We start from the raw sequence: 14,923 nt of genomic DNA, 5'->3' as shown, positions 1-14,923 counted from the left end.
AATAAAGGAGCCGATATAAAAGCTTTAAAATCAACATTTGAGCGAATGAAACACCTTGATATAAATGAGCTTATTAAATTTCATCTCGTCTTTGATGAGTTTGATTTAAAGCACTCGTATTATGATGTTTTTGAGGCGATCGAGGTTGAAATTTTAAACAACTTCTTAGCCTTGATGCCAAAATTTTACTTCGAGTCCGATACAAACGATGCTATAAAATCTGCCCTCATAAAACTCGCACGAAGTGATAGAAAAAAATTTAACGTACATAAAATTTTACCTCAAAGCCTAGCTAGCAAAGTTTACGCAAAGCTTTTTGAAAAGAATTTTTTACTGATTGAAAAAAGTAGAGAAGTACTTCCAAAAAGATCAAAAAATCAAATGCTAAAAAAGGAAGAAAGGGGCTATAAAATTGAGGATAAAATACATTTTAATAGCCATTTTTCAAGGTTCTGGTTTAGATTTATAGAGCCAAATTTAAGCTTGCTAAAAGCTGGTAAAAATGATGAAATTTTAGCCATTATAAAAAAGGAATTTGACGAATATGCAAGCCTTGGATTTGAAATTTTATGCGGTGAGCTTATGGCAAAAAAAATTCTGATTAATGGCATATTTTTAAGTAGCTTTTGGAGCAAAAACATAGAGCTTGATATGCTATTAAATATAGATGGCAAGATCATAGTCGGTGAGGCAAAATACAAAGAGAGAAAGGTTTGTAAAAATGTGCTAAATTTACTATCAAAAAAATGTGAAAAACTAAATATCAATCCAGATATTATTGCTCTTTTTTCAAAGAGTGGATTTAGTAGCGAGCTAAGAAATTTAAAGGATGAAAGGCTAAGGCTTTATGAAATTAGCGATTTTGAGGAACTTTTAAAATGAACGAACACGATATCCAAGCTGGCTTAAAAAGCCTGATAGAGCAGACTTATCTGATAGAAAACGAATATAAAAATTTAACATCGTCTTATGCAAACTTGCAAAATTTCATTAAAGATATTGTGGAAATTCTGCCAAATGCTATCTGGGTGTTAGATGAAAATGATGAGATTTTTTTACAAAACTCAGAAGCAGTAAGACTTGGTAAAATTTTTAAAGAGATACCAAAAAAAGAGGGTGAGATAAATGTAGATGGGCAAATTTATCTTTTTAAAACAAGCTCTAAAGACAATAAACTAATAATCTCTGCAACAAACATAACAGTAGAAAAACGCACCGAGCGTCTTGCATCTATGGGCCAAGTAGCAGCTCACCTAGCCCACGAGATCAGAAATCCGGTAGGCTCTATCTCACTTTTAGCTTCAACTCTACTTAAAAGAGCTGATGAGCGCACAAAGCCTATCGTAAATCAAATACAAAAAGCTACATGGCGAGTCGAACGCATAATCAAAGCTACACTACTTTTTACAAAAGGCCTTAATATAAATTCGCAAATTTTTAACTTTTCGCAGCTTAAAAAAGAGTGTGAAGAGGCTATAAATTTTTACGACTATTCAAAGGATATTAAATTTAGCCTAGAATTTCCAGATGGCAAATATATGGGTGATCTTGATCTACTAGCCATCGTCTTTCAGAATATTTTATTTAACGCCATTGATGCTATCGAAGAGAGCGAAGACGACGAGGGAGAGATCATTTTAAGCTATGAAAAAACACCAAGTGAGCATAAATTTATCATTTATGATAGTGGTGAGCCCATCAAAGACAAAGCCATAGTTTTTGAGCCATTTAAAAGTAGCAAGCTAAAAGGAAACGGCCTTGGACTGCACCTTTGCTTGCAGATCGTGCAGGCTCACAAAGGCAGTATCGAGATCACACTAAATCCAAAAACATTTTGCATAAATTTACCAATAAAGGAGTAAGAATGAACATACAAAACGAACTTGAGGCTTTTAAAAAATCTCTTCAAACGCTTGATTTGAGAGAAATTTCAAACGATGGAGCAAAAAACGTTGCATTTATCTGCATAGATATGATAGAGGCTTTTGCTGGCAGTGGTGCGCTCTCTAGTCAAAGAGTAGCTGCCTTATCAAAAGGGATCGCAACACTTTTTGATAGAGCGTGGAAAGATTTTGGCTTTAGAAATTTTATCCTTATAGAAGATAGGCACACCAGTGATTCAAAAGAATTTGAGACCTTTTTACCTCACGCAGTGCTTGATACAAACGAGATAAAAACTGTAAAAGAGATAGAAAATCTAAGCTTTTTTAAAGAGATCAAAGCATTTTATAAAAACTCTTTAAGCATTGCGTTCAATAAAGAATTTGAGAAATTTTTAGAAGAGCATCCGGAGCTAGACACCTTTATAGTCACTGGGGATTGCACTGATATGTGCGTTTATCAGTGTGTTAGTTATCTTAAACTACGAGCCAATGAATACAATAAAAAAGCAAGAGTTATCGTGCCGTTTGATCTTACGCAAACGTACGATATACCAGGACATAATGGCGATTTTTACCACGAGATGTTTTCTCTTCATATGAAGCTAGCACTTGGTGCTGATGTGGTAAAGAGTATTAAATTTTAAAGCTTGCTTGAAATATTTATGAGCCTATTTAGCTCGTCAAATTTAAAGCTAAGCTCGTATTTATTCGCTACGATTTCATTAGGACTTTCGCTAAATTTCATATCACAGCTTAGCAAAAGTCCTTTTATAAAGATTTTGTGATCTAGCTCGTAACTGCTTAAACACTCATTTACTACGCTCAAAATCTCATTTGCTAGCACTGGCTCTTCAAAGACTATATCCGCTCTAAATGCCACATACGCCGCTCCTCCCTCGTACTCTATCCTATAATAATTTTGCTCATCAAAAGCGATGCAAAGAACCATACTAATCGTGTGACCATTAAAATTTTCATCCAGCTCAAATCGTGGCGTGCTAAATGCACTAAGTCCAAATTTCTCGCCAAACTCCCGTGCTTTATTTGCAAGCTCGAGCAAACGCTCATCAAAGCCATTTATATTTTCATAACCCCAAAGCCACGTATTTGACGAGAAGCTTTCAGAGCCGATAAACTGGATGTCAAACTCACGCTCATCAAAGTAAATTTTGCCACTATCAAAATCAACCTGCCAGTTGCTACCTTCAACAAGTAGCTTAAATGTACGTTTTTGAAGTAATGTCGCTTTGCCAACACATGCGCTAAAAAGCTCACTCCAGTTACTTTTATCTACGCCAAGCTTATCTAAAAACATCGCTTCACCGAGGTCTTAGCAAGCTATTGCTTGAAGTGCTTTTTCTTTAAAGCTGTCATTTACAACAAATTTTGTCTTATAGACAAAAATTTGAGCCGTATTTTCATTTTTTATCTTAATAACAAGACGTTTATCGTTGTTTGTGCCACTTTTTATATGTTCGTTATAGCCAAGATTATAAAGGTTAGTGATCTTATCTTTGCTAAGCTCACTAAGGCATAAAAGCACCTCTAGCTCGGCATATTCTCTTACTTTTTGAGGGGAGCTCGTCTCTTCATTTTTAGAAAATTTAGAGTTTTGTTTTAGTTTTCTTGTTTTAAAGTCTAAATTTTGCGCATCTTCTAGGCTATAAACCTCGTTTAAATTTGTCCTTACAAATTGATCATCTTTTGTGATATTTATCCTAAAAGCATAAGGCAGGTCGCGTTTTGCTTCATCTTTTACTATATCTTCGATGTTGCCAAGCTCTCTTTCAAAGACTGCGATCTCGATATTTCCGTGAAAATCAAGGACGTTTATAGTGCCCATTTTCTTGCCACTTTTGGTTATCCTTGTGCTAAAGTCCTCGATCTTACCAACTACTAAAATTTCAGCACTTTGTGGCAAACTCTCAAATTCTGAGCTTAGAGTATATTTTATCTTGTTGATCTCGTCTTTATAATCATCAAGCGGGTGGCCTGAGAGGTAGATACCAACGCTCTCTTGCTCAAATTTTAAAATTTGTTTGATGTCAAATTCATCATTTATCGTGACAAAATTTATCTTCACACCGTTCATGCTCTCATCTTCGCCAAACAAGCTCTCAACTGCATTTTTACGGATCTGAGCAGCACTTTTGCAAGCTTCTATGATATTTTCTACATTTTGCATAAGCATCTTGCGACTAAAGCCAAACTCATCAAAGCAACCAGCTTTTATAAGGCTTTCAAAGACCTTTTTATTTACTTTAAATGGATCGATCCTTGAGACAAAGTCATCCATACTCTTAAACTCGCCATTTGCTTCACGCTCAGTAATAATGTTTTCAATAGCCGCTCCGCCAACACCTTTAATCGCACCAAGCCCAAAGATAATGCCGTCATGATCGCCATTTTTAACGACGCTAAATTCTTTAGTTGATTTGTTGATAGATGGTGGCAAAGTGTCTATATTTATGCGTTTTATCTCATCGATATAGCGAACGATCTTATCGACATTGCTTTCTTCGCTTGTAAGAAGTGCCGCCATAAATTCAGCCGGGTAATAGGCCTTAAGATAAGCCGTCTGAAATGTGACGTAGGCGTAAGCTGCGGAGTGAGATTTATTAAAACCATATCCTGCAAATTTTACAATTAGCTCAAAAAGATCGTCTGCTTTTTGTCCATTTAGCCCTTTTGCCTCAGCACCTTTTACAAACTCTCCCTTTAGCCTGTCCATCTCTTCTTTGATCTTTTTACCCATCGCACGGCGCACAAGGTCCGCCCCGCCAAGGCTAAAGCCGCCTATAGCTTGAACGATTTGCATAACTTGTTCTTGATAGACGATGACACCGTATGTTGGCGCAAGGATCGGCTCAAGCTCTTTAAATGAGTAGGTTATCTCCGCCTCACCATGTTTTCTTTTGACGAAGTCATCAAGCATACCACTTTCCATCGGTCCTGGGCGGTAGAGCGCTAGCATCGCGACGATATCCTCGAAGCAGTCTGGACGCAAGCTAGTTCCTAGCTTTCTCATGCCCTCGCCCTCGATTTGGAAAATTCCTATCGCTTGGCCGCTTTGTATCATTTTATAAACATTAGAATCGTTTTTATCGATCTGCTCCCAAATGATATCCTTGCTAGTTCGTTTTTTTACCAGCTTTATGGCATTATCGATAACCGTTAGTGTTTTTAGTCCAAGAAAGTCGAATTTAATTAAATCCACATCCTCAAGATATTTAAGGCTATACTGCGTAACATATCGATCTTCTGGGCTGTTTGGCTGACGAAATAGCGGAGTTTTGTTCCATAGCTCCTCATTTGAGATAACGACACCTGCTGCGTGCTGGCCAGCGTTTCTATTTAGCCCCTCAAGATCAAGTGCAAATTTCCAAATTTTAGCTGCCTTTGGATTTTGGTTTATTAGCTCAGCTATCTTTGGCTCTTTTTCATAAGCATCTTTTAGCGTAATACCAAGTTCATCAGGTATTAGCTTTGCCATCGCATCGGCTTCGGCGTAAGGCATATCACAAACCCTAGCAACATCTCTAATAACACCTTTTGCGAGCAATTTACCAAATGTAATAACGCCAGCAACGTTAAATTTTCCATATTTTTGCGTAACATAGTCAATTATCTCGCCACGCCTACTTTGACAAAAGTCCACGTCGATATCTGGCATGCTAACACGCTCTGGGTTTAGAAACCTCTCAAAAAGTAGGTTGTATGGGATCGGATCAAGGTCGGTGATCTTTAGTGAATAAGCGACCAAGCTACCAGCCGCAGAACCACGTCCTGGACCAACTGGCACACCTCTACTTTTGGCCTCATTTATAAAGTCCCAAACGATCATCATATAGCCTGGGAAATTCATTTTATTAATTATGCCAATCTCTATCTCAAGACGCTTTTTGTATTCGTCATGTAAATTTTCAGGGACAAATTTTAGCCTCTCTTCAAGCCCCTTTCTACATTCATATTCAAAAAACACAGCATCATTTTTAAAGCTATATCTATTTTCTGGCTCCGGAAGTGTTAAATTTCTCTCTTTAGCATACTCAAGTGTAAATTTAAAATTTGGCGGAGTTGGGTTGCCAAGCTTGATCTCAAGATTGCACTTATTCACGATCTCCTGGGTATTTTCTATCACTTCAGGGATATCTAAAAATAGCTCACTCATCTGCTCTTTGCTTTTGACAAAAAACTCATGGACGCTGTGGCGAAGTCGGTTTGGATCATCTAAAGTTTTGTTCATCGCGATACACATAAAAACCTCATGTGCGTCGGCCCGCTCTTTAAAAGTATAGTGAGTATCGTTTGTGGCGATGACCTTTATACCAGTTTCTTTAGCGATGCGTAAAATATCATCATCAATGCGTTTTTGATCGCCGATGCCGTGACGCATGATCTCAAGATAAAAGTCATCTCCAAAAATTTCTTTATACTCAAGTGCGACCTCTTTTGCTCTCTCGTAGCCCTTTGCGCCAAATTTGACGTTACGATCGCTTAAATTTAGATGCCAACTCACCTCGCCCTGCAAGCACGCTGAGCTACAAACCAAGCCCTCGCTGTGCTCTTTTAAAATTTTCTTATTTATACGAGGATAGTAGTAAAAGCCCTCGATGTAGCTCATGGAGCTAAGATACATCAAATTTTTATAGCCAGTCTCGTTTTTGGCGATTAGTATAAGGTGAAAGCGCTGCTTAGTACTCTTGTCATCAAGCTGCTCGCCGTTATGCACATAAGCTTCGATGCCAATTAGTGGTTTTATTCCCTCTTTTTTCATCGCCTTATAAAAATCTATCGCTCCAAACATATTGCCGTGATCAGTAATCGCCGCTGCTGTGTCACCTCTATCATGAAGCACATGAGCTAGCTCTTTTATCTTGTTCGCTCCGTCAAGAAGGGAGTATTCGGTGTGTAAATGTAGGTGTGTAAAGCTAGAATTTTCACTCATTTTTTATCCTTTTTTAATGAGTGGATTTTACAAAATTTTGGCTAATAAGGTGCTTGATGAAATCTTAATGGGAGCTTTAAAAAATTATAGAATTTGTAGTTTGTGGCTAAGAACGAAGCGCGCTATCATCTGACGCACTATGCTATTAAGGTCTTGTAAATTTTAAAAGTAATTTCGGCTCTAAAATTTGAGTTAAGCGGTCAGTGAAGCCAAAATTTAGTAGTCAATTCTTATGAGTGAGTAAAAATTAGATTAATTTAAAAGAATTAGATCGCGGACTAAGCCGCAATCCATTATAGATAAACTGGGATATTTGTGTGTTCTAAGAAAAATCTTGAAGTGCCACCAAGCACCATTTCCATAAGACCATTTTCACCATATCTGCTAGCAACGATTAGATCAGCATTTCTATCAATAGCTGCTTTTAAAAGCGCTTCACCAGGTATCATCGTGGTAGCGATCACTTCAAAAGTGGCTGATATGCCATGAATTTTGAAGTACTCTTCAAGCTTTTTAAGATTTAGTTCGGCATTATCGCCAAGGCTTGCTTTTGAGGTAATGCACTGAACATTTTTTGCCTTTTTTAAAAGATCGATCGAGCCTGTTAATGCCCTTGAGCTTTGCGTCGTACCAGTCCAGCTAACAAGGATATTATCGGCTTTAAACTCACGCATTTTTCTAGGTATTACAATCGCATTTTTACCGCTTTTTAAAACAGCTGACTCAAATGTACCAGTGATCTTTCCATCAAGTGGCACAGCAGCCACTACTAGATCGCAAAATTTACTCTCTTGCTCCACTATCGCGCTTCTTTTACCACTGTGAATCGTAAAATTTGCAGTGCAAACATCTTCAATGATTTCACTAGTTACTTTTATGCCAAGCTCAGCACAAATTTTATTGAAAATTTTCTCATTCTCTTCATGCTCGACAGCTAGTTCAGATTTAGCTGATTTTAGAAATTCCTCAAAAAGCACTCCTCCACGAAGCGTCATTTTCATATTATAAACTACGCTTGGGTCAAGCTGGCAAGTCATAATTTCCATATGTGTGTTAAACCACTGAGCAACCTTTAGGGCACCATAAATTCTTGGCTCGATATCGTCTCCAGCTCCTATTGGAAAAAGCAACTTTTTGTATTTCATCATCTATCCTTTAAAATTTATTCGACTAAAGAGAGCGAAATTTTATTTCCTTTTTGCTCGCTCACACATACTTTGATCTGGTCGCCTACATTTAATGGAGTTTTTATCTTTGAGATATGAAGCAAGCCGTCAATACCATCTTTTAGCTCGATAAACACACCAAAATCAACCACACTCTTTACAGTTCCCAAAAACTCATCACCGATATTAAAATTTGGTTTTGAACGTTCTTTGTCGTGTTTAAACGGCTTTTTGCCAAATGAACGTCCATTGTCTTTTGAAGTGATAGAGATGATGTAATCTTTTGCGGCATCGACATTTTTCTTTGCTCCACCTGCGATTTTTACCTCCCCTTTTTCTCTATCAAGATCTATTGAGACTTCAAATTTCTCAATGATCTCTTTTATGGTTTTTCCAGCTTGTCCAATGATGTCTACGATCTTGCTTGGATCAACACTAAATAGTTCAAGCCTTGGAAGCACATCTTCATTTATTTTTATATTTTTATCCGCTTCTACCATCAAAGATAAGATATGCTCTCTACCACGTTTTGCTTGATAAAGTGCCTCTTTTAGCACTTCTAAGCTAATGCCACCAAGTTTAATATCCATCTGAAGTGCTGTGATACCATCGCTTGTGCCCGCTACTTTAAAGTCCATATCGCCGTCATGGTCTTCAAGTCCCATGATATCTGTTAGCACTGCGTGTTTATCGCCTTCAAATATTAATCCCATAGCGACACCTGCAACAAGTTTTAAAGTATTTACGCCAGCTGCTCTAAGTGCGAGCGAACCGCCGCAAACGCTAGCCATAGAGCTTGAGCCGTTACTCTCTAAAATTTCTGAAACGACTCTTATTGTGTATGGTGATGCTAGATCAATGCTTGGCGCAAGGGCACGTTTGGCCAAATTTCCATGTCCAAGCTCGCGTCTACCAGGAGCTTTTAATGGGCTTGCCTCACCTACGCTAAAGCCTGGGAAATTGTAGTTAAACATAAATTTTTCTACAAAAGGTACTTTTTCAGTGAGGATGTCATACATTTGAGCGTCACTGTCAGTGCCAAGAGTAGTGACAACTAGGGCTTGTGTCTGTCCTCTTGTAAAGAGGCATGAGCCATGTGCATTTGGAAGCACATTTGTTTCGATACTAATAGGCCTAACCTCTTCAAGACCACGTCCATCAGCTCTTACGCCCTCGTTTATGATCTGCTCTCTAACGATTTTCTTTTTATATTTACCAAGGACATTTGTGATGACAGCCTCATCCCAGCCCTCTTTTTGAGCCACCTCATCGCTTGAAATTTGTTTTGCAATCTTGCTAAGTTCGCTCGCACGCTCGCTTTTTGCCATTTGGTTGATCGCATTTTTGACTTCAGCTTTATAAAATTTATCGATATAAATAGCGATATTTTCATTTTCTATTTCAGGTTTTAACTCAAGCGCAGCATCCTCTTTTTTATGCTCTTTGAAAGCTTCTTCGTAAGCACTGCTAGCTCTTAGTATCGCCTTACCAGCAAAATCAATCGCCTCAACCATCATATCTTCGCTAAATTCATTCATCAGCTGTTTTTGAGCCATGCTATCACTTAAGCTCGGATCTATCATCGGCTCGATCGCGACCATTGGGATAAGCTGCGTAGTTTGCTGAGGTAAGCTTCTCATCTCGATCATCAAAAGCTCATCTTTTGTGCCAGCCACATATAGGTCTATCGCACTTTGTTTTAGTTCAGAGTTGCTTGGGTTGATCACAAATTTTTCATCTATGTAGCCAACCCTAACGCCACAAACTGGGCGATTTACTGGGATATCACTAAGATAGAGTGCAACTGAGGCTGCATTTAGACTTACAACTTGCAAATCAACCTCAGGATCAGCTGAAAGCACCATTACCACTATTTGAGTAGGATATGCGTAACCTTTTGGAAAGAGCGGTCTAAGAGATCTATCGATGATGCGAGCTGTTAGCGTTTCAAAGTCGCCTGGCTTTGTCTCGCGCTTAACGTAACCGCCAGGAATTTTACCAGCGGCGTAAGCTTTTTCGATGTACTGCACCGTTAGAGGTAAAAAATCCTCCTCAACTTGCGTATCCTCTCTTGCAACAGTTGCTAAAACTACGGTATTTTTCACCCTTAAAAGTACCGCTCCGCTAGCTTGTTTTGCTACTTTATTAAGGTCAAAAATTTCAACCTGATTATTGACTTCTATACTATATTGCATTATTTTTATCTCCTTGTTGTTTTTGTAACGGCAAATAATAAGGGCTCTCTTCTAATATTGACATGATACGCTCACTCGTAGCTTCGATCTTTTTCTCGTAATACGAATCCACATCGATAAAATCAACGATCTTGTTTATCGTGTAAATTTCATCAACCATATCATTTAAATTTGTAAAGACATCAGTAGCAATCACTGGCGTTGCGTATGAGATGGATTTTACCTTCACATCAAGCAACGTCTTTATGCAAATAAGTGCCGTCATACCAGTCTCGCACCCCTCATCGATTAGTAAAATATTTTTATCTTTTAGCTCTCCTATCAAATTTCCTTTTCGGTATTTATAAACGTTTTTTAAAATTTTTTCTTCGTATTTTCTATGCGCTTCGCCATAAATATAGTCATAGCTTATATTAAAAGCTTTTATAAGCTTATCGTTTAATACTATATCTTCTGTCTCACTAACTATTGCAACGTCGCATTCGCTATTATTTGGTGCAGGTATTGGCTCGCTAAAGAGCATCTCGTAGCTTAAATTTAAACTTCTACAAACCGCATCTGTGAGTATAACTGACTCAAGCGACATACAAACAACTATCGTCTTTTTATCTACGAGCTCTTTTTTTGGCAAAATTTCAATTAGCTTGCTAGCTGCTTCTAATTGATCCTTAAATTTAGCCGTTATCATTTAGTTGGCACTCGATTTTGTACTGCTTTGCGAAAAGTCATAGTGCAAACCGCCCATTGGATAGAAATTTATCGTGAAATAAATACCATTTTTTCTAGTTGAAGCCGAGCCATTTATTGTTGTTGTTGGCTCGACATCTTGTTGATAAATTATTCCGTAATTCCAGCATTTTCTTTGATGAAGTACGCCAACTCTCCAGCTTTTTGTGTAGCTTCGCTCAATATCATATTGCCAGCCGCCAATAAGGCTGTATTGATGAGGTAATTTTACTCCAAGACCACTTGTAAAATAGCTATCTTTTGTCGCACTATTTTTTATTTTGCTATCATTTTTCTTCATGGTGTGAAGCATATTTAGCCAGAATAGATCATTTGTGTATGAAAATCCGCTTTGTATCTTTTTAAGCTCTTTGCTCTTGTGTGAATATTCAAGTTTATTATAAAGGCTTAAATTTTCAAATGGATATAGATAGATAGCATTTTTTAAATTCGAATATTCATCTTCTTTTGTGTAATATCCTTGAGAAATACTATGTTTTATAATCTTTCTACCATTAGAGTTAAAGAAATACTGAGTCAGATAACCAGAAATTTCTTCCTTACTCTGCTCTTGAGTCAAGAAATTTTCATACTCATTTAGATTTTTATCATAGATAAACTCATCATCTAAATTTCCTTTTCTATAGCCTGGCAGTAGGTATTCGGCCCCAAAATTTAGAGTGTGATAAAAGCTTTCATACGCTTTTGCAAGGTCAGTGTGAATGGTAAATTTGTGGTAATTATTTACAAAATTTGTATGCTTATCTTCTCTTTTATCATCAAATGAATTTATCTTATTCTCGTAATTTATTCTTGATGCGTATAGATACTCGTAAAATGAAAGCGTTAAGCTATCATCAAGCAGTGGCACATGCACTGAAGCTGGAAGCATAAATTCATACTGAGTCGCTCTAACGCCTATCTTTCTATCATATCTATGTGACTGAAGGTCAAGCGAATACAAGACATTTGGCAACAATAAATCATTTGTAAATTTATGATACTGAAGCGATGGAAGCTCTTGAAGTGTATCTTTGTTCTCGTTTTTTGAGCCAATTTTTTCAGTGTCTATGTAATATTTTGCATAAGCACCAAAGTAATGATCGTCGTTTGCGATGAAATAGTTAAATTTAGAAGTTACAAGCGAATCATAATCATCATCCCTGCCTTTTAAATTTAAATAATCTATATCATTTAGCTTTGTTGCATCTATCCAAATTCCCTCTTGCAAATCCGCTTCGCTAAGGTATCTTATAAGCTTATCTCTTTCGTATTTTAGTCCAATGCCTTTATGTGTTTTATTTTTTAGTTCGGCCTTATTTGAAGTCTCTCCTTTTTGCTTGGCTTGGTAGCTGTTTTTATCAGTAAATGAGCCAAAGCTGATTTCGCCCCTTGAATCAGGCGACTCAGTAAATCTAAACGCACCATAAATTCCGGCACCTCTGTTTGTTCTTATCTGCGGATCAAGCTCGAAGTCCCACTCATTATAAGGTGCAAAATAAATCGGCTGTTTGTAATAAAAACCTTCAGATTTTCCGTATCCAAGCTCAGGCGGTAAAAGGCCTGTTCTTCTTGTGGTATCTGTTGAAAAACCAAAATATGGCAAATAAAAAACTGGCACATTAGCTATACGAAAGACTGGGTTAAAAAGATGTAAAAATTTGCTTTGTTTATTTAGCATAGCTGAGCTTGAGGTGATACTCCAGTCAGGATCTTGGACATTACAACTTGAAACCATCGCTTTTTTTACTCTATAGTACTCGCTGTCAGAGCTGCTCTCATCGCTTCTCATCCACACTTCCATATCTTTATTCATCATAAAAAGCGATTCAAAAGCAGTGTCATTATTTTTTAAATTTAGCTTTGCATAGTTTGAGCGAGAGACTTCGCTCTTACCCTTCATCATATTGACGTTACCAAATAGCTCGATAATCGAATTATTTTGATCATACACAGCACAATCAGCTGTCACAAGGTAGTCTTGTGAATATACAACGACGTTTTTGTTTGCCGTTACGATGCCTTTATCTTGCTTTACATCATCAGCCAAAAGCTGCACATCTTGCACAGCTGCACTTAGATTTAAAATACAAACCGGAACTAAAAATAAAATTTTACGCATTTATCACCACTGTTTTTGCTATTTTGTCTTGCCAAGTCTGCCTAGCTGGATTTGCAAATGCCCATGCAAAACCAAGATAAAAACAAGCTTCACTAACTAACCTAAAAATCGCTCTTACCAAGCTTGAAATAAAATTTGGTCTATCTAAAATTTCTACATTAATGCACATCGTCTTTGTTAGCATTTGCCCAAGACTCGCACCATAATACCAAATAAAAAATGCATGATAAATAATCTTTAGTGCGACTATTTGCCAAAAGAAATTTAAGGTCAAATTTCTGGCTTCATCATAGCTCATAACCGACAAAAAGGTATCCCAGTAAATGATCAAAAACAAAAAAGAAACGATACATTCATCAATTGAGTAAGCTAGGACTCTTTTTGAAAATGGTGCTAGCGAAATTTCTTCTTTTTCAAGTTTTTCAACTATCTGCATACTCATTTTAATGCCTGCCAGGCAATATCTTTTCTATAATGTGCTCCGTAAAATTTTACATTTTCGCAAAGCTCATAAGCTCTATCACGTGCCTCTTTTATACTCTTCGCAGTGGCCACGCAGACTAATACTCTGCCACCATCTGCATAAATTTCTCCGCCTTGCTCGCTAACACCAGCATAAGCAATGTGAGCATCTTTTACATCATTTAAAACTGAAATTTTAGCTTTTGGACTACTTTTATACGGATAGTCCTTACTAGCCATCACAACACCGACTGCAAATTCATCTTTTAAGCTAATAGGCTTTAGCTCGCCCTTTGCAGCATTTAGTAAAATTTCACTTAGATTTCCATCAATTAATGGCATCAATACCTCGCACTCAGGATCGCCAAATCTTACGTTAAACTCAAGTACATAAGGCTCATTTTTCACGATCATTAGCCCTACAAAAAGCACTCCACAAAACGGACTGCCTTCGTTTTTCATCCCTTTTAAAGTTGGCTTTACAACCTCTTCTTCGACACTTTTTATCAGCTCTTTTGAAGCAAGCGGACTTGGAGCATAAGCGCCCATGCCGCCAGTATTTGGACCTTCGTCGTTATCTAGCAAGCGTTTGTGGTCTTGTGCCACTGGCAAGCTTACGAAATTTTCGCCATCACAAATGGCAAAAAAGCTTAGCTCAAAGCCGTCTAAGAACTCTTCAACCACCACAAATTTACCAGCATCGCCAAAGCTAGCCCCACTTAGCATGTCGCTAACTACCTCTTTGGCTTCTTCTTTGGAATTTGCGATGATCACGCCTTTTCCAGCGCAAAGACCATCGGCCTTTACGACCATCGGCGCGCTTAAGGTATCAATAAATTTAAATGCTTTTTCTTTATCATCTGTATTTAGATATCTTGCGGTTTTTATATTATTTCTAGCCAGAAAATCCTTCATATAGGCCTTACTAGCTTCAAGTCTAGCAGCTGCTTTACTTGGTCCAAATATAAGCAAGCCCTCTTTTTTAAAGATATCCACTACGCCTTCACTAAGCGGCACTTCAGGGCCTACGATAGTTAGAGCAATATCATTTTGTTTAGCAAATTTTGCAAGCTCATAAAAATCTTTTATCTTTAAATTCTCGCCAAGGCGTGAGGTCGCACCATTTCCAGGCGCAAAGTATAAATTTATATTTTTTTCGTTTTTTAGTTTTAGAGCAATGGCGTATTCGCGGCCACCACTTCCTATTATGAGAATATTCATTTTATCTCCGTAAATTTAAAAAACCCGAGTGAGCGTCGCATAGAAGAGTGGCCCATAAACAAAGCCAATCTTGCAAATAGATGGATACCAAACGGTTGCAACTTCTCGCCTTTTCAGACTCAAACGAAGCCACATCACAAGACACCCATACCTTTTCGCTAACAAAAAAGTGTTGGACCCCGTAAAATGCTAACTCGCTT

11 protein-coding genes are annotated in these 14,923 nt (G+C 37.6%); 3 read left to right on the top strand and 8 right to left on the bottom strand.

Annotated features, from left to right (window positions below; translation table 11 throughout):
• The first annotated feature begins 45 nt into the window (after positions 1-45).
• The 3 genes from CYP51_RS03770 to CYP51_RS03760 are packed head-to-tail and all read left to right on the top strand — an operon-like array spanning position 46 to position 2,527.
• The gene (locus CYP51_RS03770; RefSeq protein WP_103624443.1) at positions 46-882 is read left to right on the top strand and encodes a DUF234 domain-containing protein; all 837 of its coding nucleotides are present in this window, start codon (positions 46-48) and stop codon (positions 880-882) included.
• A complete protein-coding gene (locus CYP51_RS03765; RefSeq protein ID WP_103624442.1) occupies positions 879-1,862 on the top strand; it encodes a sensor histidine kinase in 984 nt (327 codons plus the stop codon). Before CYP51_RS03770 ends, CYP51_RS03765 begins: the two co-directional genes overlap by 4 nt.
• 2 nt (positions 1,863-1,864) lie before the next feature.
• A complete protein-coding gene (locus CYP51_RS03760) occupies positions 1,865-2,527 on the top strand; it encodes a cysteine hydrolase family protein (protein WP_103624441.1) in 663 nt (220 codons plus the stop codon).
• On the opposite strand, the gene CYP51_RS03755 is transcribed toward CYP51_RS03760, so the two are convergent.
• From CYP51_RS03755 to purD, 8 genes are all read right to left on the bottom strand, one after another.
• On the bottom strand, positions 2,524-3,198 hold the full coding sequence (locus CYP51_RS03755; RefSeq protein ID WP_103624440.1) for a DUF6882 domain-containing protein: 675 nt from the start codon (positions 3,196-3,198) through the stop codon (positions 2,524-2,526). The two genes, CYP51_RS03760 and CYP51_RS03755, sit on opposite strands and share 4 nt — an antisense overlap.
• 15 nt (positions 3,199-3,213) lie before the next feature.
• A complete protein-coding gene (gene dnaE, locus CYP51_RS03750; protein WP_103624439.1) occupies positions 3,214-6,831 on the bottom strand; it encodes a DNA polymerase III subunit alpha in 3,618 nt (1,205 codons plus the stop codon).
• Positions 6,832-7,124: 293 nt separating this feature from the next.
• Positions 7,125-7,976 carry a universal stress protein gene (locus CYP51_RS03740; RefSeq protein ID WP_103624438.1) on the bottom strand — a complete coding sequence of 284 codons (852 nt, stop codon included), beginning with the start codon at positions 7,974-7,976 and terminating at the stop codon, positions 7,125-7,127.
• A gap of 17 nt (positions 7,977-7,993) precedes the next feature.
• Positions 7,994-10,192, bottom strand: coding sequence for a polyribonucleotide nucleotidyltransferase (locus CYP51_RS03735; protein WP_103624437.1), 2,199 nt, complete (start codon positions 10,190-10,192; stop codon positions 7,994-7,996).
• Positions 10,182-10,880, bottom strand: coding sequence for a hypothetical protein (locus tag CYP51_RS03730; RefSeq protein WP_021091548.1), 699 nt, complete (start codon positions 10,878-10,880; stop codon positions 10,182-10,184). The genes CYP51_RS03735 and CYP51_RS03730 overlap by 11 nt, the downstream gene beginning before the upstream one ends.
• The gene (locus tag CYP51_RS03725; RefSeq protein ID WP_103624436.1) at positions 10,881-13,040 is read right to left on the bottom strand and encodes an LPS-assembly protein LptD; all 2,160 of its coding nucleotides are present in this window, start codon (positions 13,038-13,040) and stop codon (positions 10,881-10,883) included. It abuts the gene before it with no gap.
• Positions 13,033-13,482 carry an RDD family protein gene (locus tag CYP51_RS03720; protein ID WP_103624435.1) on the bottom strand — a complete coding sequence of 150 codons (450 nt, stop codon included), beginning with the start codon at positions 13,480-13,482 and terminating at the stop codon, positions 13,033-13,035. The genes CYP51_RS03725 and CYP51_RS03720 overlap by 8 nt, the downstream gene beginning before the upstream one ends.
• Positions 13,479-14,723: a phosphoribosylamine--glycine ligase gene (gene purD, locus CYP51_RS03715; protein WP_103624434.1), complete on the bottom strand. Its 1,245-nt coding sequence runs from the start codon at positions 14,721-14,723 to the stop codon at positions 13,479-13,481. The genes CYP51_RS03720 and purD overlap by 4 nt, the downstream gene beginning before the upstream one ends.
• Between the last annotated feature and the right edge of the window lie 200 nt (positions 14,724-14,923).

The organism is Campylobacter concisus, assembly GCF_002912895.1.
In the GTDB taxonomy this organism is placed as follows: Bacteria; Campylobacterota; Campylobacteria; order Campylobacterales; family Campylobacteraceae; genus Campylobacter_A; species Campylobacter_A concisus_G.
The sequence above is the reverse complement of the archived record's forward strand: the minus strand, read 5'-3'. Positions and strand labels throughout refer to the sequence as shown.